Here is a 19089-nt window from a genome sequence, read left to right as displayed (position 1 = left end):
CTCAAATATGCAGCCACGCCATCCCGCCCAACACCACACTCACGCCACCAGCGGTATACGCCATGCGCTTCAACCATTCCTTACGTGTCAGCAAGGTGATCGCCGCCAACGAAATCGCGATCTGAATCGCGGTCATCGCCTGCGCCCAGCGGTGATGTTGATGCAATGCCTGCTCTGACTTTTCATCCCATTCCTTCGACGTCGCCTCGAGCTTTTCCGCTTGTTTGCGTACTTCTTCCTTCTGGGTTTTGTAGCGTTGGATCTCGTCGCTGTAGTGCGCCGCATCAACCCCGGGAATATGCGTGGCCAGTTCCGCAAGGTTCTGCCGGCTGGATTTGGCCTGGTAGTAGTTCCACTGGTTGGCAGCTTCGGTCTTGAAGATGGCGGCGTTGTTTTTGTCCATCGCCGCTTCGCTTTCAGTGGAGCCGGCCTGGTAGCTGAGCATGGCGCCGACGGTGGCCATGATGGCGGTCATCACGGCAATGCGGCTGGCGAAATTGTCCCCGCGACCGTGGGCATGTTCGGTGGTGTGTTCGACGTGTTTTTCGTGGGGGCTGGGGACTTCGAAGGCTTCGGACATAGGGGCGTCTATGAAGGGACTGAGGGAGTCTGATTCTTCACCAGTGAAGCTGTCTCAATCCTGTACGTAATGCTGCAAACCGGTCACCAGGGCATCAAAGGTGACGCGGCAACGCGGGCTGTTGCGCAGGTCTTCGTGCATGGTGACCCAGGTGTCCAGTTGCAGGGCAAATGCGTCCGGCAGGACCCGGCTCAGGCGGGTGTCTTGCCGGGCCAGTTTGACCTGGCAGCCACCGATGCCGGCGCCGGCGCGGATCAGGGCCAGTTGTGCGAGGTCGCTGTCGCTGCTGAGGGAAAAGGCGCTGCGGTCGAAGCCTTTGACGGCTAGGCTGCGGATGAAGGCGCTTTCCTGGTCGTAGCCGATGACTGAGTGGGCCGTCAGGTCATTCAGGCTCTGGGGCGTGCCGTGTTGTTGCAGGTAGTCGTTGCGTGCGTGCAGGCCGACTTCGATAACGCCGATGCGTTTCGCCAGCAGTTGTTCCTGGCTGGGTCGGACCATTCGCACGGCGATGTCGGCCTCCAGTTGCAGCAGGTCCAGCAGGCGGTTGCTCAGCACCAGTTCGACCTTGAGGTGCGGGTGCTGCTGGCGCAGGCGGGTGATGATCCGCGGCAGGACTTCAACGCCGATCACTTCGCTGGCGGACACCCGCACCACGCCGCGTACTTCGGGGCCTTGGGGCGAAGCGGCTCGTTCAAGGGCGGCGGCGGTGGTCTCCATGGTTTCGGCGCGGGTGCGTAGCGTGAGGGCGACCGCCGTGGGCAGCAGGCCACTGGCGGAACGGGTGAACAGCACCACGTTCAGGGATTTCTCCAACGCAGCGATGTGCCGCCCGACGGTGGGTTGAGTGATGCCGAGCTGCCGTGCGGCCCCCGACAACGATCCTTCCTTGAGTACCCCGAGGAACGACCGGTAAAGCTCCCAACCAATAGTTGATGCCATGCATAAATGTATAGCGTCTGGATCATCTTCGGCAATTCCTCTATAGCCTGCCGGCGAACAGAATCGCTGCATCAAACAACCATCAGGGGAAAAAGCATGAACAAGGTTCTGGTGTTGGGCGCGACAGGCGGGGTTGGTGGCGAAGTGGCGCGGCAGTTGTTTGCTGCCGGCTGGCAGGTGTGCGCCCTGACGAGGGATATGGATAAGGCCCACAAGCAGAACGCCGATTTCACCTGGATAAAAGGTGATGCGCTGAACCGTGAGGAAGTCGTCGCGGCGGCCAAGGGGTGTTCGGTGATCGTGCATGCGGTCAACCCGCCTGGTTATCAGCGCTGGTCAGAGCTGGTGTTGCCGATGATCGATAACAGCATCGCGGCGGCAATCGCTGAAGGGGCGACAATTGTCCTGCCGGGTACGGTGTACAACTTCGGGCCTGATGCATTTGCGCGGTTGGAGGAAGATTCGCCGCAGCATCCACTTACCCGCAAGGGCGCGATCCGGGTGGAGATGGAGCAGCGTTTGCTTGAGGCTACCCAACGGGGCGCCCGGGTGTTGATCGTGCGGGCAGGCGATTTTTTCGGCGCCAAGGCCGGCAGCAGCTGGTTTTCCCAAGGCTTGGTCAAGCCCGCAAAGCCGGTGGCCAACGTGAGCTATCCAGGGGCGCCAGGCGTGGGGCATCAGTGGGCTTACCTGCCTGACGTGGCGAGAACCATGGTCGAGTTGATTGCACGCCGCGACACCCTTGATGCCTTCGCCCGTTTTCATATGGCGGGGCACATAGACGCTGATGGGCGGCAGATGAGCCAGGCGATTCAGCGGGTGGTGTCACGCAGGACGGGCCGCCAGCCCTTCTGTCAGGGCTTTCCCATGGTGGCTGCTGAAACTGGCCGCGCCCTTTGTCACCACCTTCCGCGAGATGCAGGAAATGCGCTACCTGTGGCAAACCGAGGTGCGCATGGATAACCGTCATTTGGTGCAGGTGCTGTGCAGCGAACCCCACACACCGTTGGACGAGGCGGTTGAGGCGACGTTAGTTGGTATTGGTTGCCTGCCTAGGAGCGACTGATCAGGCGCACATACACCGCGATGTTGATCAACAGCACCAGCGCGCCCAGCCCCAATTGAATCTGCGGCGTCAGCCCGGCCGGATAAATCAGGGTCAGGATGTAATGCTCGATGAAGCCGCCGCCATAACCATCCTGCCCGGCCAAATGACGAAACAGGTTCTCCCAGCGGGTCAGCGGGCAGGGCAGGTGGAACACTTCCACCGCAACGCCCCAGGCAGCAGCGGGCAAATGCAGCCACATCACGGGCCGCCATTTGAGGGCGAGCAAACCGCCAAACAGCACGAACAGAATAAACGACAAATGAAACAGTACCAGGCCGTCGGCGCAAAGGCGGTAGAGCATTGGGGGCACTTCCATGGGTAAGGCAGATATTCTAAAGGGCAGGACAGCCGGTCGGAAGCTTAACGGTTGCCTGCAGGCAAGGCGGGCCGTTATTGTGCTGAATCCTTTTAGTCCTTTTGCCCACGGATCTGTAGTGATGAATGCACCGCGTACCGCTGTCCCGATCAAGGCTGTCATTTTCGATATGGACGGGTTGTTGCTGGACACAGAAGGCATCTACACCGAAGTCACGCAGATCATCGCCGAACGTTACGGCCGTACCTATGACTGGGGGATCAAGCAGCACATCATTGGTCGCGGCGCCCAGGACCTGGCGGATTACGTGGTCAAGGCCCTGGACCTGCCGATTACGCCCGCAGAATTCCTGGTGATCCGCGAGCCGTTGATGAGCGAGCGTTTCCCCAAGGCCTTGGGCATGCCGGGCGCTGAAGCGCTGGTGCGGCACTTGAAGGCGCATAACATTCCGATTGCCGTGGGCACCAGTTCGTCGCGCAATTCGTTTGGTCACAAAACCACGTTGCACCGTGAGTGGTTTGGGCTGTTCGACACCATCGTGACCGCGGATGACCCGGAAGTGGGAGCTGCGAAGCCTGCGCCGGATATCTTCCTGACGGCGGCGCGCCGGTTGGGTGTGGCGCCAGAGGATTGCCTGGTGTTTGAGGATTCGCCGTTTGGCGTGACGGCGGCGAAGGCTGCGCACATGACCGCGATTGCCGTGCCGGATGAGGCGATGGCGGACAGCAAGTACCACCATGCTGACCAAATTATTCGCAAGTTGGCGGAGTTTGATCTGGCGGCGTATGGGTTGCCGCCAATGCGCTAAACGCCCGCCGGTGAGCCTTTTTGGTGGGGGGCTTTTGTGGCGAGGGAGCTTGCTCCCGCTGGGCTGCGCAGCAGACCCAGAAAAGCGGGAGCGCTGCGCACTCCAGCGTGAGCAAGCTCCCTCGCCACAGGTCCACTATTCGCCTTGAGAGTGCTTCAGCGCTTGGCCAATGTCTTCTGCCGCAAAATATAAACCGTCACCAACACCGCACTGGTCAGCATGAACCCTCGCGCCCAAACCAGCGGCACCAGGTAGCAGGAAAACCCGATACTCACCCACATCAACCCAATGGCATACACCTTGCCCTTGAGCGGAATCCCATTGCCATCCAGATAGTCACGGATCCACGGCCCCAGGCGCGGGTGTTCCACCAGCCATTGATAGAAGCGCGGGGAGCTACGGGCGAAGCAGGCGGCAGCCAGCAGAAGGAAGGGAGTCGTGGGCAGCACCGGCAGGAATATGCCGATCACCCCAAGCACTACGCTCAGCCAGCCGATGGCCAGCAGAACGTAGCGCGTGATCACAGAGCGATTGCCCATGGGCGCCACGGGCAACGGTCTTAGTGGTGGCGAGGCTTGAGGATCGCCGGCTTTTCGTCAGGTGCGTTGCACAGCAGGTACAGGGCGGTCAGCGCTTCCGGGATCTGAACGATCATGTCGTCCATCAGGTTGGCGTCGGAGGCGATGTCCGAGAACTCAGGTTGCTCGTCGAACAGGCCGGAACCGACCATGATCGGCAGCAGCATTTCGCTGACTTCTTCTTCAGCCGTTTCGAACCAGGCCTCTTCACGCAGGAACACACCTTCCATGAAGCCGATGCACCAGCCGCGCAGTTCGGAATCGTCCGGGTCTTCACCGAGGTCCAGGTCGCAAGGCAGTTCGAACTCTTCATCGGACGCCAGTTGGCGGCCAATGTGAGCCTTGAGGGCCAGCAGGGTGGATTCGATTTCTTCGCGCTGGGCGGCATCACTGTAGTGAGGCTCTTCAGAGAACAGTGCGTCGATCCATTCACGATCAGGCACGACATCGGAGCAGATCGACAGCGCGGTCAGATAGCCGTGGGCGGCCACGTAGTCCAGCGCCTCGTCGTGCAGCTCATCGGCATCGAGGAAGGCTTGCAGGCGGGTTAGTTGCTCAGCGAAGGACATTGACGGACTACCTTGGGAATAAACGATGGGCAATTCTAGGCTTTCTTGAGCTGCCAGGCCAGCTTGTGGGAGCGGGCTTGCTCGCGAAGGGGACAATTGGGTCTGCCTGACGGAATGAATTCCCAGCATTTCGGGCCATTTAATGGGCCTGTGCAATTCACCAACGGCACCCTTTGCCGGGTGACCCTCGGGTATACTGCCGCGTTTTGTGATGCCCCTACAGGCCAAGCGCCAGTCGCGGGAAAAGTTCGCTTACGGATTATTTCCCGCCCAAGCGTGCTTTTTCGACCAGCCTGTACAGAGGGATTTCGGCGATATTTGGAGTTTTTCATGCTCGAGCAGGCTCAACGCGTCCTCAAGGACATCTTCGGCTACGACAGTTTTCGTGGCCGCCAGGGTGCAATCATTGAGCGCGTGGCCAACGGCGGTGACGCCCTGGTACTGATGCCTACCGGCGGCGGCAAGTCGCTGTGTTTCCAGGTGCCGGCACTCCTTCGTGAGGGGCTTGCAGTGGTGGTGTCGCCGTTGATCGCCTTGATGGACGATCAGGTGGCCACCCTGGAAGAGCTCGGCGTGGCGGCTGCCGCGTTGAACTCCACCCTCAGCGCCGAACAGCAACGCGACCTCGCCGCCCGCATCAAGCGCGGCGAAGTGAAGATGCTTTACCTCGCTCCCGAGCGCCTGGTGCAGCCGCGCATGCTGGCGTTCCTGCAGAGCCTGGAAATTTCCCTGTTCGCCATCGACGAAGCCCACTGCGTGTCCCAATGGGGCCACGATTTCCGTCGCGAATACCTGCAACTGGGCCAATTGGCGGAGCTGTTCCCCAACGTCCCGCGCATCGCCCTGACCGCCACCGCCGACAAGCGCACCCGCGAAGAAATCGTCGAGCGTCTGCACCTGCAAAACGCCGAACGGTTCCTCTCGAGCTTCGACCGGCCGAATATTTTTTACCGCATCGTGCCCAAGGAACAGCCGCGCAAGCAGTTGCTGGCGTTCCTTTCCGATCGGCGCAGCGACGCCGGCATCGTCTATTGCCTGTCGCGCAAGAAGGTCGACGAGGTCGCCGCATTCCTTAGTGAGCAAGGCTACCCGGCGCTGCCGTATCACGCGGGCCTGCCCAATGAGCTGCGGGCGTATCACCAGAAGCGCTTCCTCAACGAGGAGGGCCTGATCATGGTCGCTACCATCGCGTTCGGCATGGGCATCGACAAATCCAACGTGCGCTTCGTGGCCCACATGGACCTGCCCAAATCCCTCGAGGCGTACTACCAGGAAACCGGACGTGCGGGCCGTGATGGCCTGCCGGCGGATGCCTGGATGGTCTACGGCCTGCAAGACGTGGTGATGCTCAAGCAGATGCTGCAGAACTCTGAAGGCGATGAGCGCCACAAGCGCCTGGAACAGCACAAGCTCGACGCCATGCTCTCGCTGTGCGAAGAAACCCGCTGCCGTCGCCAGACCTTGCTCGCCTACTTCGACGAAGACATGCCGCAGCCGTGTGGCCATTGCGACAATTGCGTGGACGGCGTGCAGACCTGGGACGCCACCGAACCGGCTCGCCAGGCGTTGTCGGCGATCTACCGCACCGGCCAGCGCTATGGCGTCGGCCATCTGGTGGATGTGTTGCTGGGCAAGGACAACGAAAAGATTCGCAGCTTCGGCCACGAAAAGCTCTCGGTCTACGGCGTCGGCAAAGACCGCGCTGAAGGCGAATGGCGCTCGCTGTTCCGGCAGATGGTCGCCCGTGGCCTGGTAGACATCGACCTTGAAGGCTACGGCGGTCTGCGCCTGAATGACAGTTGCCGGCCGCTGCTCAAGGGCGAAGTCAGCCTGGAGCTGCGCCGCGACCTCAAGCCGCAAACCACCCCCAAATCCAGCACCAGCCAGGCCAGCCAACTGGTGCGCTTCGAAGAGCGCGAACAGTGGGAAGCCTTGCGTGCGCTGCGTAAGAAGCTCGCCCAGGAACACAGCGTTCCGCCGTACGTCATCTTCCCCGACTCCACCTTGCTGGAAATGCTCCGCGAGCATCCCACCACCTTGGGCGAAATGGGCAGGGTCAGCGGCGTCGGTGCGCGCAAGCTGGAGCGTTATGGCCAGGCGTTCCTCGAAGTGCTCGGCGGCCAGGTCGAGGCGCCGAAAGAGGTCGCCGATATCCGCCACGAGCTGATCAGCCTGGCCCGTGCCGGCATGACCCCAATCCAGATCGCCGGGCAGTTGCAGTGCTCGGAAAAGAACGTCTACACCTTGCTCGCCGAGTCCATCGGCAAGCAGCAGTTGTCGTTGGAGCAGGCGCTTGATTTGCCGGAAGATTTGCTCGGCGAAATCCAGGATGCATTCCTGGACGGAGAAGGCGAATTGCCACCGGTTTCCGAGATTGCGCCGCTGTTTACCGGGCGTGTGCCTGAAGGCGTTTTGTACTGCGTCAGGGCCGCTTTGCAGTCGGAATTCGAGATTTGATGTGCCAATTACGACAATGTAACGAATCAGTACATACCGGGTCTTGCCTACTGGCATGGGTCATGCTTAGCTGACTAATAATTAGCCACACTTTATTTTCAGTCTAATCCATGAGTTTTTTATGCCGTTAACCGATCAACACCGTTTTGGCATGCAGTTGGCGCAGATGTCTCGAGGTTGGCGTGCCGAGCTGGATCGTCGCCTGGCAGGTTTGGGCTTGTCTCAGGCACGCTGGCTGGTGCTGCTGCACCTGGCCCGTTTTACCGAACCGCCTACCCAGCGTGAGCTGGCGCAAAGTGTCGGGGTAGAAGGGCCCACATTGGCGCGTTTGCTCGACAGTCTGGAAGGCCAGGGCCTGGTGCAACGCCAGGCCGTGGTGGAAGATCGCCGTGCCAAGCGCATCGTACTGTGCGACACCGCGAAGCCGTTGATCGAACAGATTGAAACCATCGCCACGGCCTTGCGCCATGAGCTGTTTGTGGGCGTCGATGAAGAGGATCTGCGGGTGTGCATGCGGGTGCATGAACACATCCTCGGAAATCTCGAGAAGTCCTGATTTTCGAAACGCCGAAGATCAAAACATGTGGGAGCGGGCTTGCTCGCGAAGGCGGAGTGTCAGTGAATGCATGTGCTGACTGACACACCGCCTTCGCGAGCAAGCCCGCTCCCACATTTGTTTTGCGGCGTACTTAGAACCAGCCCTTTCAAGGTCTTTGCCTAAATCGCGTCCTACGCCTATTCCGGGCTGAAATTAAGAAAAAAACGAGTTGAATTTGGTTCAGTTAGCATCTCTTTTGGTCAAAAAATGATCATGTTTTGAGGCTTTTTCCAAAGACCTTGAAAGGGCTGGTACTTAGAACGTCTGCCCCAGGTTCAGATACACCGCCTGCTGATTGTCATCGTTAAACCCGTAACTGAAATTCAACGGCCCCAGCGGCGTATCAAACCCCAGGAAAATGCTGGCGGCGTTGATGTACCCGCTGTCGTACTCATTGTCGTTGTTCCACGCTCGCCCACGTTCCAGTGACGCGCCCAGGTACAGCGGGAAATCCAGCGGTAAATAGGACCGCGGTGTCAGTCGGCGATAGTAAACCGCGCGCATCAGGCTGATGTTCTGCCCGGCGATCGCATCCTCGCGAAAGCCCGACAACTGCCGGGCGCCACCCAGCAAGAAGCTGGAAATCACCACGTCCGAATTATCCAGAGTGCGCCCATAACGCCCGCCGAGGATCAGCGTGTCCGGCCCGCTGCTCATGGCCTTGTCCAGCTTGAACTCCCACTGGCGATAGCGCTGGTCCGACCCCAGTCCCGGTTCGAACTCACGGAAGGCCAGGCCGATGTCTTCACCGGTATGGGGGAAGTACACGTTGTCGAACGAGTCGAAGGAGTACTTCAGCTCATAGAAGCCTTCGCTGAAGTTGATGCTCGGTGAATCCCGGTCACCAATGCGTACATCCGCCTTGCCCCAGGCCTCGCCGACGCCGAAACGAATCTCGCCGCTGTTGCCGATCTGCCGGCCCACGTTCAGGCCGAAGCCGTAGCGTTCCAGGCGGTACTCGGAGATCGGGTTGTTGTCTTCGATCAGCTCAACGTTTTGCGCCTGGGCACTGATATAGGGCGCGACGAAGTAGCGCGAGCCGGTGTCCATCGGCTGATAGAACTCGCTGTAAAGCTCCTGCTTGTCACCGATCTGCACCCGGGTCAGCCATTCGGCGCCGAGGCGGTTGATGCCATTCATGCGGTAGCTGGCGCCGAGGTTGAAGGCGCTGTCGCCGCGCATGTCATCCGACAGGTTGAGCCCCAGGCGCAGGTAATCGGTGCCGCTGCGCTTGCCCCGCGCGCTGATGACCAGGGTGTTGTCCTTGCCCTTTTTCACCACGCGGTATTGCACCTGCTCGAAGTAATCCAGGCCGTACAGGGTGCCCATGTCGGTTTGCAGGCGGGTCATGTCCAGGGGCTCGCCGAGGTTCTGGCGGATGTAATAGCGGATCACCTCGTCGCCCACCTTGGAGTCGTTCTCCACCTTGATCGCGGTGATCACCGGGTTGCGCTCGCCGGGCGTGCGGGCGGCCACCAGGGACGGGTCCACCGGCTCGGCCGGGCGCAGGTGCGCCAGGCGTACATCGAGGGCGCGGGTGGCGCGGTAGCCGGCGTCGATCATGTCCTTGGCGCGGCCGAAATCCGTCACCCCGTAGGCGGCCAATGACGGCTGGATCAGCACGTCGCGGGGGGCCAGGGCCTTGAGTTGTTCTTCGGAATTGCGCCGGGTCATCAGGGTGATGGACTGGTTGAGCACGTCGACCACGGTGTTGAGTTGCTTGCGCGAGCGCAGTGGGGTGCCGATGTCGACGACGATGGCAATGTCGACCCCCATTTCCCGCGCCACATCCAGCGGGATGTTATCGGTCATGCCGCCGTCCACCAGCAGCCGGCCATCCAGTTCCACCGGGGCAAACACCGCCGGGATCGACATGCTGGCGCGGATCACCTGGGGCAAGTGGCCCTTTCGGAACACCACCTTTTCACCGCTGGTAATGTCGGTGGCCACGGCGCGGAAGGGGATGGGCAGCTTGTCGAAATCCCGGGTGTTACTGCTGTGGGCGAACATGCTTTCCAGCAGCAAGGCCAGGTTCTGGCCCTGGATCACCCCCAGTGGCAAGCCGAGGCTGCCGTCGTCGCGAAAGCTGAGTTTCTGTTTGACCAGGAAATCCCGGTCATCCTGCTTGCGCCGGAACGGCACGTCTTCCCGTGGCGGTGCGTCGGACAGGGCGAGCTTCCAGTCGATGTTCAGTGCGAGTTTTTCCAGCTCGTCGATCTTGTAGCCCGAGGCATACAGCCCGCCGATCACCGCGCCCATGCTGGTGCCGGCAATCGCATCGATGTGGATACCTTGTTCTTCCAGGGCCTTGAGCACACCAATGTGCGCCAGGCCACGGGCGGCACCGCCGGAAAGCACCAGGCCGATCTTCGGGCGCGGGTTTTCGACGGCTTGGACGAGGACAGGGAGCAGGCACAGCAACAGGCAGGACAACAGGCGGCGCATCATCAATCTCAAGGCTGGACGATAAAGGCCGGTATTATAGCCACTCGATCCTTTCAACCCGCCAAGCAGGAGCCATTCAATTCATGTCAGTGGCCAAACCCGAGATTGTCATTACTTATTGCACCCAGTGTCAGTGGCTGCTGCGCGCCGCCTGGCTGGCCCAGGAGCTGTTGAGCACGTTCGCCGATGACCTCGGCAAAGTGGCCCTGGAGCCGGCCACTGGCGGTGCGTTTCGCATCACTTGCGATGGCGTGCAGATCTGGGAGCGCAAGGCGGATGGCGGCTTTCCGGAAGCCAAGGTGCTCAAGCAACGGGTGCGCGACCAGATCGACCCGCAACGGGACCTGGGGCACAACGACCGTACTCAGTGAACCTCGGCCGTGGTGGCCGGCTGCTTGGCTGGTTTGGCGCTGCCCATCAGGCCGGACACCACGATGGCGACGATGATCAGCGCGCCGCCCATCAGCATGCGCAGGGTCGGGGTTTCGGCAAACAGCAGCCAGGCCATAGTGATGCCGTACACCGGCTCCATGGCAAATACCACCGCGGCGGTGCGCGCCTTGAGCACCGCGAGGCTGGCGACAAACAGGCTGTGGGCCAGACCCGTGCAAAACACACCCAGCAGGCCGATCCACAGCCAGTCCAATGCGCGCACCTGCGCCAGTTCAGGCGCAGCCACCGGCAACAGGCACAGCGCTACCACGACGTTCTGGCACAAGGCCGCCTGCACCGGCGGAATGCCCCCACTGGCGCGGTTGTTCAGTGAGAGCAGCGAGAACAGCAAGCCGGAGCCAACCGCCCACAACAGACCGCTGGTGGCCTGGCTGGCGAGGTTGAAGTCCGGCGTGACCAGCACCAGGCCGATGCTCACCAGCACCACCAGCAGGATTTCATTGGCGCGTATCCGCTCGCGGAAAATCAGGCCTTCGAGGATCACCGTAAAGGCCGGGAAGGTGGCGAAGCCCAAGGTGGCGATGGCGACACCCGCGACCTTCACCGCAATAAAGAAACTCACCCAATGCCCGGCCAGCAACAGGCCGCTGACCAGCAGGCGGCGCCAGTCGCGGGCTTGCAGCTTCTGCCAGGTGGTGTTGCTGGCGAAACGCGCGAAGATCGCCAGGGCAAGCACCGCGAAGGCGGCGCGTCCGAACACGATGATTGCCGGCGAGGCGGCCGCCAGTTTGCCGAACACGCCAGTGAGGCCAAACATCAATGCGCCGATATGCAGGGCGCCGAGGGCTGTGCGGGGAGTCATTGCGATCCTTAAACGACGGGTTTACAGGATCGCAGTCTAGAGGGTTGTAGGCATTTGCGTCTGTCGTTGGGCTCGCGGGTTTTGTCGCAGGGCTCTTGCGCCAAAAGCAGCCTGGATCAACTGTAGGAGCTGTCGAGCCTTGGCGAGGCTGCGAAGGGGGCGCCACGGTGTGCCTGCTGGACCGCGGAGCCTGCATCGCAGCCTCGCTAAGGCTCGACAGCTCCTACACTGGGCGGTGCTTGTCTGAAGGCTCGGGGCGAGAGGCCAAACTCGCGCAACATCGCCGCAGCAAAAGCACTTTGCGATCCATAGCCAACCCGCGCGGCAATCTCGCCGATGGGCAATTGGCTGTTGCGCAACAGGTCGCGCGCCATCTGCAAGCGCCGGGTACGGATGTAGTCCATCGGCGTTTGCCCGCACTCCGCGATAAACCGCGCATGCAGACGGGCGACGGACAGGTCGGCGATCTTCGCCAGGTCGGCCACTTGCAGTGGGTGTGCGGCGTGCCGCTGGATGTGCGCATCGAACGCGGCATACGGCAGGCGCTTGATCGCCAGCGGCTGTACGAAATTCAGGCTGGCGAGCAGTAACACGGCGCCTTGCTGGGCGATCAACGGATCGTCCACCGGGCTGCTCGCCAGCCACTGCACCAGTTGGGTTTGGCGATTGTCGAGGGTGAGGTGGGCGGACCGGTCGAGCAAGCGCCGGCTGGCGTCGGCATGCTCCCCGAGGGACTGCGCCAACCAGTGCTCATCGGGCACGTCCAGCACCAGGCAGCGGCTGCCATCGCGGCTGATACACGCGTGATGAGCGGCGTAGGGCAGCACCATCACGCTGCTGTGTTGCACCTGGCTGCCACGGCCATCCACCTCGAAGTCCAGATGCCCGGACAGGCCGAACACCAGCTGCGCGTGGTCATGGCTGTGGGCGATGGGCTCTTCGACGTAGTGGCGTAGCGTGAGGTTGGGTCTCATCGCAGTCTCCTGGGCAGGCCCGCAGTTTACATCGCTTCGCCCGCCTTGGGCGCTGTCATCAGACTGACGCAACACTGTCATGGGCTATTAATCCCGTGGGCGCAAGCTCGCGAAAACCCCGTGAGGCATGCCCATGACCAGCGCCGAACTCGCCAAACCCAGCCGCAAGCAACGCGTGCGTACCCTGTGGATTTCCGATGTGCATTTGGGCACACGGGATTGTCAGGCCGAACACCTCTCGCACTTCCTCAAGGGCTACCACGCCGACAAGGTCTACCTGGTGGGCGATATCATCGACGGCTGGAAACTGCGCAGCGGCATGTATTGGCCCCAGGCCCACACCAACGTGATCCGCCGCCTGCTGACCATGAGCAAGCGCGGCACCGAGGTGATCTACGTCACCGGCAACCATGATGAGTTTCTGCGGCGTTACTCGAAGTTGATCCTCGGCAATATCCAGCTGGTGGATGAAGCGGTGCACGTGACGGCCGATGGCCGGCATTTGCTGGTGATCCATGGCGACCAGTTCGACGTGATCACCCGGTATCACCGCTGGCTGGCGTTCCTCGGCGATTCGGCCTACGAGTTCACCCTCACGCTCAACCGCTGGCTGAACCACTGGCGGGCGCGTTATGGCTACGGCTACTGGTCGTTGTCGGCGTACCTCAAGCACAAGGTCAAGACGGCGGTCAGCTTTATCAGTGATTTTGAGGAAGCGATTGCCCATGAAGTGACCAAGCGCGAATTGCACGGCGTGGTGTGCGGGCATATTCACCATGCGGAGATTCGCAAGGTGGGCGAGGTGGATTACCTCAATTGCGGGGATTGGGTGGAGTCGTGCACGGCGCTGATCGAACACTGGGACGGGCATATCGAGTTGTATCGGTTGGCGGATGCCCAGGCGAAAGAGGCGCAGCTCAAAGCCGAAATGGTTGCGGGCTAAGCCTCAAACCCACAGACTCACTCGGTCTAAATGTGGGAGCGGGCTTGCTCGCGAATGCGGTGGGTCAGTCACCAGATAATTCGACTGACACACCGCATTCGCGAGCAAGCCCGCTCCCACATTTGGATCCGGTTTCTTCAGTTAGGTGTGGGAAACATCCGCGATGGCTTCGGCCAACAGCGTCAACCGCGTCGCATCAATCCCCGCCACGTTCGCACGCCCGGAATTGACCATATACACGCTGTGCTTCTCCCGCAGTTGCTTCACCTGTTCCGCACTCAACCCGGTATAGGAAAACATCCCGCGTTGAGCTGCGATATGCGCAAACCGCTCCGACAACCCATGGGGCGCCAGCGCCTCCACCAACCCGGAACGCAGCTGCGCAATCCGCGCCCGCATCCCTTCAACTTCGTCAGCCCAGCGCTTTTTCAGCTCAGCATCACCGAGAATGGTCGCCACGACTGCCGCACCATGATCCGGCGGCGTCGACCACAAGTTCCGCGCAGTAAACGCCAGTTGGCTGCGCACATCCGTCAGCTTCTCGGCGTTCGCGGCGCACACAATCAGCGCGCCTACACGGTCACTGTACAAGCCGAAGTTCTTCGAGCAGGAACTGGTGATCAACACTTCAGGCAGCTCAGCCGCAAACAGCCGTACCGCCCACGCATCCTGTTCCAGGCCATCGCCAAAACCTTGGTAGGCAAAGTCGATCAGCGGCATCAGCTCGCGCTCCTGCACGATCTTCAGCACCTGGCGCCAGTCATCCTGGGACAGGTCGAAGCCGGTCGGGTTGTGGCAGCAGGCGTGCAGCAGCACCACATCGCCCTTGGGTACCGTGGACAGCGTGGCCAGCATCGCCGCTACATCCAGGCGATTGTCGCTGCCCACATACGGGTAATGGCTGACCTTGAGCCCGGCCTTGGCGAAGATGGTTTCGTGAATCGGCCAGGTCGGGTTGCTCAGCCATACGCCACGGCCGGGCAGGCTGTGGGCGATAAAGTCGGCGCTCAGGCGCAGCGCGCCGGTGCCGCCAGGCGTCTGGGTGGCGCCGGCGCGGCGTTCACTCAGTAGCGGCGAACCAGCGCCCAGCACCAACTCACTGACCAGCGTGCCGAACGCGGCATTGCCATGGCCGCCGATGTAAGTCTTGGTGGTTTGTTGCTCCACCAGGCGCTGCTCGGCCAGTTTCACCGAATACGGGATCGGCGTCAGGCCCTGGTCGTCCTTGTACACGCCCACGCCGAGGTCGAACTTGTTCGGGCTCGGATCCTGGGCATACAGCTCCATCAGCCCGAGGATCGGGTCTCCGGGCACCCGGCCAATCGCGTCAAAATGCATTACTTTCGGCCCTCGGCATCCTTGGCCACTTCGTCGGTGCGCGCGGCCATGATGAAGTCGTTGCGGTGCAGGCCCTTGATGGAGTGGCTCCACCAGGTCACGGTGACTTTGCCCCATTCGGTGAGCAGGCCCGGGTGGTGGCCTTCAGCTTCGGAGATCACGCCCACGGCGTTGGTGAAGGCCAGGGCGAATTTGAAATTCTTGAACAGGAAGACCTTTTCCAGTTGCATCACGCCGTCGCGTACTTCGATGTTCCAGTCCGGGATCTGTTTGATCAGCACCGGCAACTCTTCGTCGCTGACTTGCGGGGCGTCGGCGCGGCAGGCTTCGCAGTGGGCTTGGTTCAAGGTGGTCATGTGGGGATTCCTGAAATCGAGTGTTTGGAAAACGGTCGTCAGTGGCGTCACCCTAAAGCAACGCGGGGCCAGGGAACAGACTCACCTGGCCCTGAAAGCCGCAGCTCAAGCCGCTTTTGGCTTGGGCGGAAACTTCGGTGCGTGCAGGCCCAGCTGCATCCCGCGTTCAACCATGCCCATGATGTCTTCCTGCGCCACTTCGAACAGGCGCTTGAGGTTGGGCAGGGCGAAGTACAGCGGTTGCAGGATGTCGATGCGATACGGCGTGCGCATCGCTTCCAGCGGGTCGAAGGCTTGATGCTCGGGTTCGTCCGAGAGGCAGTACACGGTCTCCTTGGGTGAAGACAGGATGCCGCCGCCGTAGATGCGCCGGCCTTCGGGCGTGTCCACCAGGCCGAACTCGATGGTCATCCAGTACAGGCGCGCCAGGTACACGCGCTGTTCCTTGGTGGCGGCCAGGCCGAGCTTGCCGTAGGTGTGGGTGAATTCCGCGAACCAGGGGTTGGTCAGCAGTGGGCAGTGGCCGAAGATCTCGTGAAAAATGTCCGGTTCCTGCAGGTAATCCAGCTCTTCACGGGTACGAATAAACGTCGCCACCGGAAACTGCTTGTTGGCGAGCAATTCGAAAAAGGTCTGGAAGGGGATCAGCGCCGGGACCCGGGCGACTTGCCAGCCGGTGGTCTCGGCCAGCACTTTGTTGACCTCCGCCAGTTGCGGAATGCGGTCATGGGGCAGGCCGAGCTTGTCGATGCCGTCCAGGTATTCCTGGCAGGCGCGGCCCTCGATCACTTTCAGCTGGCGCGTGATCAGGGTGTTCCACACCGCATGTTCTTCGGGCGGGTAGTCGATAAAACCGTTCGCGTCGGGCTCGCGGGCCACGTACTGCGTCTGCTTCATACTGCTCTCCTGCTAGGCATTCGTTCTTGTTATGTCCTGGGATGAGCCTATTGATACGCCGCCTGGTCAAGGAAACCATCCTCCTGCGCCACGCTTCCGTAGGAAAAGTTACCGGAATTCGTAAAGTTTTCGTTACGGATGAGGCGATTCGTTCTCCATGGGCGTATTTTGGGTGTGAATCGCCTCGCAGCTGTCACATAATCTTGACGATTATCTGCGTCCAGCGGCAAATAGACGCAGCGCCTCCACCTCTTCGGGCCTTCTCATGCGTATCAAAGTGCATTGCCAGAACCGCATCGGCATCCTGCGGGACATCCTCAACCTGCTGGTGGAGTACGGCGTCAACGTCGCCAAGGGCGAGGTCGGCGGCGAACACGGCAACGCCATCTACCTGTACTGCCCGAACCTGGTGAACCTTCAATTCCAGGCATTGCGCCCGCAGTTCGAAGCGATTGCCGGGGTATTTGGCGTCAAGCGGGTAGGGCTGATGCCCAGCGAGCGTCGGCATATGGAACTGAATGCGCTGCTGGGTGCGCTGGAGTTTCCGGTGCTGTCCATCGACATGGGCGGCTCCATCGTCGCCGCCAACCGTGCGGCGGCGCAGTTGCTCGGGGTGCGGGTGGATGAGGTGCCGGGCATTCCGTTGTCGCGTTATGCCGAAGACTTCGATTTGCCGGAACTGGTACGGGCCAGCAAATCGCGGATCAACGGCCTGCGGGTCAAGGTCAAGGGCGATGTGTTCCTGGCCGATATTGCCCCGCTGCAATCCTCTGAACATGACGACAGCGAAGCCATGGCCGGCGCGGTGCTGACCCTGCACCGCGCCGACCGCGTGGGTGAGCGTATCTACAATGTGCGCAAGCAGGAGCTGCGGGGCTTCGACAGCATTTTCCAAAGCTCCAAAGTCATGGCCGCCGTGGTGCGTGAAGCCCGGCGCATGGCGCCGTTGGATGCCCCTCTATTAATAGAAGGCGAAACCGGCACCGGTAAAGAGTTGCTGGCTCGCGCCTGTCACCTGGCCAGCCCGCGCGGGCAGTCGCCGTTGATGGCGCTTAATTGCGCCGGGTTGCCGGAGTCGATGGCTGAGACCGAGTTGTTTGGTTACGGGCCTGGCGCGTTTGAAGGGGCGAGGGCAGAAGGCAAGTTGGGGCTGTTGGAGCTGACGGCGGGCGGCACGTTGTTTCTCGACGGTGTCGGGGAAATGAGTGCGCGGTTGCAGGTGAAGTTGCTGCGCTTTCTGCAGGACGGCTGCTTTCGCCGGGTAGGCAGCGATGAAGAGGTGTACCTGGATGTGCGGGTGGTCTGCGCGACGCAGGTGGACCTTTCCGAACTGTGCGCCCGGGGCGAATTTCGCCAGGACCTTTACCATCGTCTCAATGTGCTCTCGCTGCATATCCCGCCGCTGCGCGAATGCCTCGATGGTTTGCCGCCGCTGGTGGAACACTTTCTGGATCAGGCCAGCCGGCAAATCGGCTGCCCCCTGCCCAAGCTGGCGCCGGCGGCGATGGATCGGCTCAGCCATTACCACTGGCCGGGGAATGTGCGGCAGTTGGAGAACGTGCTGTTCCAGGCGGTTTCGTTGTGTGAGGGCGGCACCGTCAAGGCCGAGCACATTCGCCTGCCGGACTATGGCGTGCGCCAGCCGCTAGGGGATTTCTCCCTGGAAGGCGGGTTGGAGGAGATCGTCGGACGCTTCGAGAAGGCGGTGCTGGAGCAATTGTATGCCGAGCATCCCAGCAGCCGTCTATTGGGCAAGCGGCTGGGCGTATCCCACACCACCATCGCCAACAAGTTGCGCGACTACGAAGTCGTCAAAGCCGAACGCGGTTAAACCTGTGGGAGCTGGCTTGCCTGCGATAGCGGTGGGTCAGCAAAACAAGTGGTAGCTGATACACCGCCATCGCAGGCAAGCCAGCTCCTACAGTTGATCTTTGTCGGTCTTGATACCTGTACTTGCCGTTAGCGGCATAAGTCCGCCGTTTTTTCGACTTTCCTCCAGCCGTCATTTGCGCAACTCAAACCGCAAACCCCCGCCCCGCCTGGACTTTTGCGCATTTGCAAAAGTTGGTTCGCAAATTGCTTAAGCCTCATCAGTACAGCGGTGGACGGCAAGCGTCCGTCAGAAAGAGGAAAGAGCGTGGATAAGTACCTTTACGTGGCAATGACCGGCGCCAGCCAGAATGCACTGGCGCAGAAGGCCCACGCCAACAACTTGGCGAACGTTTCCACCAATGGTTTTCAGCGTGACCTGGAACAGGCGCGTTCGATGCCGGTGTTCGGTGACAGCTTTCCGGCGCGGGCCTTTGCCTTGACCGAGCGCCCAGGCACGGACTTTTCCCCTGGCGCGATGATTGAAACCGGCCGTGACCTCGACGTGGCCGTCAGCGGCGATGGCTGGATGGCCGTGCAAACCCCGGATGGCGGTGAGTCCTATGTGCGCAGCGCCAGCATGAACGTCGATGCGTTGGGCGTGCTGCGGGCCGGCAACGGGATGCCGATCATGGGCAACGGTGGCCCGATTGCCGTGCCGCCCCAGCAGCAGATCGAAGTCGGCCAGGACGGCACCATCAGCATCCGCGCCATGGGCGAAGGCCCACGGGTGATGGCTGAAGTAGACCGGATCAAGCTGGTGCAGCCCGACCTCAAGAACATGACCAAGGGCCTCGACGGCACCATTCACACCAAGGATGGCCAGCCGGCGCAAGCCAATGCCAACGTCAAGCTGACGTCGGGCTTCCTGCAGGCGAGCAACGTGAACGCGGTTGAAGAAATGACGGCGGTACTGGCTTTGTCCAAGCAGTTCGAATTGCACATCAAGATGATGAACAGCGCCAAAGAAGACGACCAGGCCATGACCCGCGTCCTGGCAATGAGCTGATAGCAGCCACACACTAATTTTGTAGCGCGGCGCCATAAAACAGGCGCACG

At 61.2% G+C, this 19089-nt stretch carries 18 protein-coding genes and 1 pseudogene; 8 read left to right on the top strand and 11 right to left on the bottom strand.

Going from position 1 to position 19089, the window contains the following annotated elements; translation table 11 throughout:
* Window position 1: 1 nt before the first annotated feature.
* Together ACA046_RS24185 and ACA046_RS24180 are read right to left on the bottom strand one after the other, a co-directional pair.
* Complete coding sequence (locus ACA046_RS24185) at window positions 2–580, bottom strand: DUF4337 domain-containing protein (protein ID WP_318302185.1); 579 nt, start codon at window positions 578–580, stop codon at window positions 2–4.
* A 54-nt stretch (window positions 581–634) separates the two neighbouring features.
* Window positions 635–1519 (bottom strand): LysR family transcriptional regulator, encoded by an 885-nt coding sequence (locus tag ACA046_RS24180; protein WP_497675130.1) that lies wholly within the window; start codon window positions 1517–1519, stop codon window positions 635–637.
* 96 nt (window positions 1520–1615) lie between these two features.
* Here ACA046_RS24180 and ACA046_RS24175 point away from each other — a divergent pair.
* Window positions 1616–2585: pseudogene (locus ACA046_RS24175) on the top strand (SDR family oxidoreductase).
* Here ACA046_RS24175 and ACA046_RS24170 read toward each other — a convergent pair.
* Complete coding sequence (locus tag ACA046_RS24170; RefSeq protein WP_497675129.1) at window positions 2572–2928, bottom strand: DUF2784 domain-containing protein; 357 nt, start codon at window positions 2926–2928, stop codon at window positions 2572–2574. The pseudogene ACA046_RS24175 and the gene ACA046_RS24170 sit on opposite strands and share 14 nt — an antisense overlap.
* Window positions 2929–3064: 136 nt before the next feature.
* Between ACA046_RS24170 and ACA046_RS24165 the strand changes: the two genes are divergently transcribed.
* Complete coding sequence (locus ACA046_RS24165; RefSeq protein WP_177043010.1) at window positions 3065–3751, top strand: HAD-IA family hydrolase; 687 nt, start codon at window positions 3065–3067, stop codon at window positions 3749–3751.
* 155 nt (window positions 3752–3906) lie between these two features.
* Here the strand turns inward: ACA046_RS24165 and ACA046_RS24160 are convergent, their stop codons facing one another.
* Both ACA046_RS24160 and ACA046_RS24155 read right to left on the bottom strand, forming a co-directional pair.
* Window positions 3907–4290, bottom strand: a complete 384-nt coding sequence (locus ACA046_RS24160; protein WP_459022962.1) for a YbaN family protein — start codon at window positions 4288–4290, stop codon at window positions 3907–3909.
* 20 nt (window positions 4291–4310) lie between these two features.
* The gene (locus ACA046_RS24155; protein WP_017477430.1) at window positions 4311–4898 is read right to left on the bottom strand and encodes a UPF0149 family protein; all 588 of its coding nucleotides are present in this window, start codon (window positions 4896–4898) and stop codon (window positions 4311–4313) included.
* A 330-nt stretch (window positions 4899–5228) separates the two neighbouring features.
* On the opposite strand from ACA046_RS24155, the gene recQ reads away from it, so the two are divergent.
* Together recQ and ACA046_RS24145 are read left to right on the top strand one after the other, a co-directional pair.
* Window positions 5229–7355: a DNA helicase RecQ gene (recQ, locus tag ACA046_RS24150; protein ID WP_497675128.1), complete on the top strand. Its 2127-nt coding sequence runs from the start codon at window positions 5229–5231 to the stop codon at window positions 7353–7355.
* A gap of 121 nt (window positions 7356–7476) precedes the next feature.
* Complete coding sequence (locus ACA046_RS24145) at window positions 7477–7911, top strand: MarR family transcriptional regulator (protein WP_076015125.1); 435 nt, start codon at window positions 7477–7479, stop codon at window positions 7909–7911.
* Between the two features lie 297 nt (window positions 7912–8208).
* On the opposite strand, the gene ACA046_RS24140 is transcribed toward ACA046_RS24145, so the two are convergent.
* Window positions 8209–10398: a patatin-like phospholipase family protein gene (locus ACA046_RS24140; protein WP_497677132.1), complete on the bottom strand. Its 2190-nt coding sequence runs from the start codon at window positions 10396–10398 to the stop codon at window positions 8209–8211.
* An 83-nt stretch (window positions 10399–10481) separates the two neighbouring features.
* Here ACA046_RS24140 and ACA046_RS24135 point away from each other — a divergent pair, with 83 nt between their 5' ends.
* A complete protein-coding gene (locus ACA046_RS24135) occupies window positions 10482–10769 on the top strand; it encodes an Rdx family protein (protein WP_167663663.1) in 288 nt (95 codons plus the stop codon).
* Here ACA046_RS24135 and ACA046_RS24130 read toward each other — a convergent pair.
* Together ACA046_RS24130 and ACA046_RS24125 are read right to left on the bottom strand one after the other, a co-directional pair.
* Window positions 10763–11653: a DMT family transporter gene (locus ACA046_RS24130; RefSeq protein ID WP_497675127.1), complete on the bottom strand. Its 891-nt coding sequence runs from the start codon at window positions 11651–11653 to the stop codon at window positions 10763–10765. The two genes, ACA046_RS24135 and ACA046_RS24130, sit on opposite strands and share 7 nt — an antisense overlap.
* A 206-nt stretch (window positions 11654–11859) precedes the next feature.
* On the bottom strand, window positions 11860–12627 hold the full coding sequence (locus ACA046_RS24125; protein ID WP_497675126.1) for a helix-turn-helix transcriptional regulator: 768 nt from the start codon (window positions 12625–12627) through the stop codon (window positions 11860–11862).
* A gap of 133 nt (window positions 12628–12760) precedes the next feature.
* Here ACA046_RS24125 and ACA046_RS24120 point away from each other — a divergent pair, with 133 nt between their 5' ends.
* A complete protein-coding gene (locus ACA046_RS24120; protein ID WP_003214618.1) occupies window positions 12761–13570 on the top strand; it encodes a UDP-2,3-diacylglucosamine diphosphatase in 810 nt (269 codons plus the stop codon).
* 141 nt (window positions 13571–13711) lie between these two features.
* Here ACA046_RS24120 and ACA046_RS24115 read toward each other — a convergent pair whose 3' ends face one another.
* The 3 genes from ACA046_RS24115 to phhA all read right to left on the bottom strand — a co-directional run bounded on the left by ACA046_RS24115 (window position 13712) and on the right by phhA (window position 16161).
* The gene (locus tag ACA046_RS24115; RefSeq protein WP_497675125.1) at window positions 13712–14908 is read right to left on the bottom strand and encodes an amino acid aminotransferase; all 1197 of its coding nucleotides are present in this window, start codon (window positions 14906–14908) and stop codon (window positions 13712–13714) included.
* Window positions 14908–15264: a 4a-hydroxytetrahydrobiopterin dehydratase gene (locus ACA046_RS24110; protein ID WP_003214616.1), complete on the bottom strand. Its 357-nt coding sequence runs from the start codon at window positions 15262–15264 to the stop codon at window positions 14908–14910. The genes ACA046_RS24115 and ACA046_RS24110 overlap by 1 nt, the downstream gene beginning before the upstream one ends.
* 105 nt (window positions 15265–15369) lie before the next feature.
* A complete protein-coding gene (phhA, locus tag ACA046_RS24105) occupies window positions 15370–16161 on the bottom strand; it encodes a phenylalanine 4-monooxygenase (protein ID WP_063028067.1) in 792 nt (263 codons plus the stop codon).
* Window positions 16162–16426: 265 nt separating this feature from the next.
* Here phhA and ACA046_RS24100 point away from each other — a divergent pair, with 265 nt between their 5' ends.
* On the top strand, window positions 16427–17992 hold the full coding sequence (locus ACA046_RS24100) for a sigma-54-dependent transcriptional regulator (protein WP_497675124.1): 1566 nt from the start codon (window positions 16427–16429) through the stop codon (window positions 17990–17992).
* A gap of 306 nt (window positions 17993–18298) precedes the next feature.
* Window positions 18299–19039: a flagellar basal body rod protein FlgF gene (locus ACA046_RS24095; protein WP_076015133.1), complete on the top strand. Its 741-nt coding sequence runs from the start codon at window positions 18299–18301 to the stop codon at window positions 19037–19039.
* Window positions 19040–19089: the final 50 nt, after the last annotated feature.

This window comes from Pseudomonas sp. LBUM1641 (genome assembly GCF_059716235.1).
The sequence above is the reverse complement of the archived record's forward strand: the minus strand, read 5'-3'. Positions and strand labels throughout refer to the sequence as shown.

Excerpts from the sequence above, each read along its gene's own strand:
- ACA046_RS24130 (WP_497675127.1), bottom strand. The coding sequence starts at position 11,653 with ATGACTCCCCGCACAGCCCTCGGCGCCCTGCATATCGGCGCATTGATG.
- ACA046_RS24140 (WP_497677132.1), bottom strand. The coding sequence starts at position 10,398 with ATGCGCCGCCTGTTGTCCTGCCTGTTGCTGTGCCTGCTCCCTGTCCTC.
- ACA046_RS24185 (WP_318302185.1), bottom strand. The coding sequence starts at position 580 with ATGTCCGAAGCCTTCGAAGTCCCCAGCCCCCACGAAAAACACGTCGAA.
- ACA046_RS24110 (WP_003214616.1), bottom strand. The coding sequence starts at position 15,264 with ATGACCACCTTGAACCAAGCCCACTGCGAAGCCTGCCGCGCCGACGCC.
- phhA (WP_063028067.1), bottom strand. The coding sequence starts at position 16,161 with ATGAAGCAGACGCAGTACGTGGCCCGCGAGCCCGACGCGAACGGTTTT.
- ACA046_RS24155 (WP_017477430.1), bottom strand. The coding sequence starts at position 4,898 with ATGTCCTTCGCTGAGCAACTAACCCGCCTGCAAGCCTTCCTCGATGCC.
- recQ (WP_497675128.1), top strand. The coding sequence starts at position 5,229 with ATGCTCGAGCAGGCTCAACGCGTCCTCAAGGACATCTTCGGCTACGAC.
- ACA046_RS24120 (WP_003214618.1), top strand. The coding sequence starts at position 12,761 with ATGACCAGCGCCGAACTCGCCAAACCCAGCCGCAAGCAACGCGTGCGT.
- ACA046_RS24145 (WP_076015125.1), top strand. The coding sequence starts at position 7,477 with ATGCCGTTAACCGATCAACACCGTTTTGGCATGCAGTTGGCGCAGATG.
- ACA046_RS24135 (WP_167663663.1), top strand. The coding sequence starts at position 10,482 with ATGTCAGTGGCCAAACCCGAGATTGTCATTACTTATTGCACCCAGTGT.
- ACA046_RS24165 (WP_177043010.1), top strand. The coding sequence starts at position 3,065 with ATGAATGCACCGCGTACCGCTGTCCCGATCAAGGCTGTCATTTTCGAT.
- ACA046_RS24100 (WP_497675124.1), top strand. The coding sequence starts at position 16,427 with ATGCGTATCAAAGTGCATTGCCAGAACCGCATCGGCATCCTGCGGGAC.
- ACA046_RS24170 (WP_497675129.1), bottom strand. The coding sequence starts at position 2,928 with ATGCTCTACCGCCTTTGCGCCGACGGCCTGGTACTGTTTCATTTGTCG.
- ACA046_RS24160 (WP_459022962.1), bottom strand. The coding sequence starts at position 4,290 with ATGGGCAATCGCTCTGTGATCACGCGCTACGTTCTGCTGGCCATCGGC.
- ACA046_RS24115 (WP_497675125.1), bottom strand. The coding sequence starts at position 14,908 with ATGCATTTTGACGCGATTGGCCGGGTGCCCGGAGACCCGATCCTCGGG.
- ACA046_RS24180 (WP_497675130.1), bottom strand. The coding sequence starts at position 1,519 with ATGGCATCAACTATTGGTTGGGAGCTTTACCGGTCGTTCCTCGGGGTA.
- ACA046_RS24125 (WP_497675126.1), bottom strand. The coding sequence starts at position 12,627 with ATGAGACCCAACCTCACGCTACGCCACTACGTCGAAGAGCCCATCGCC.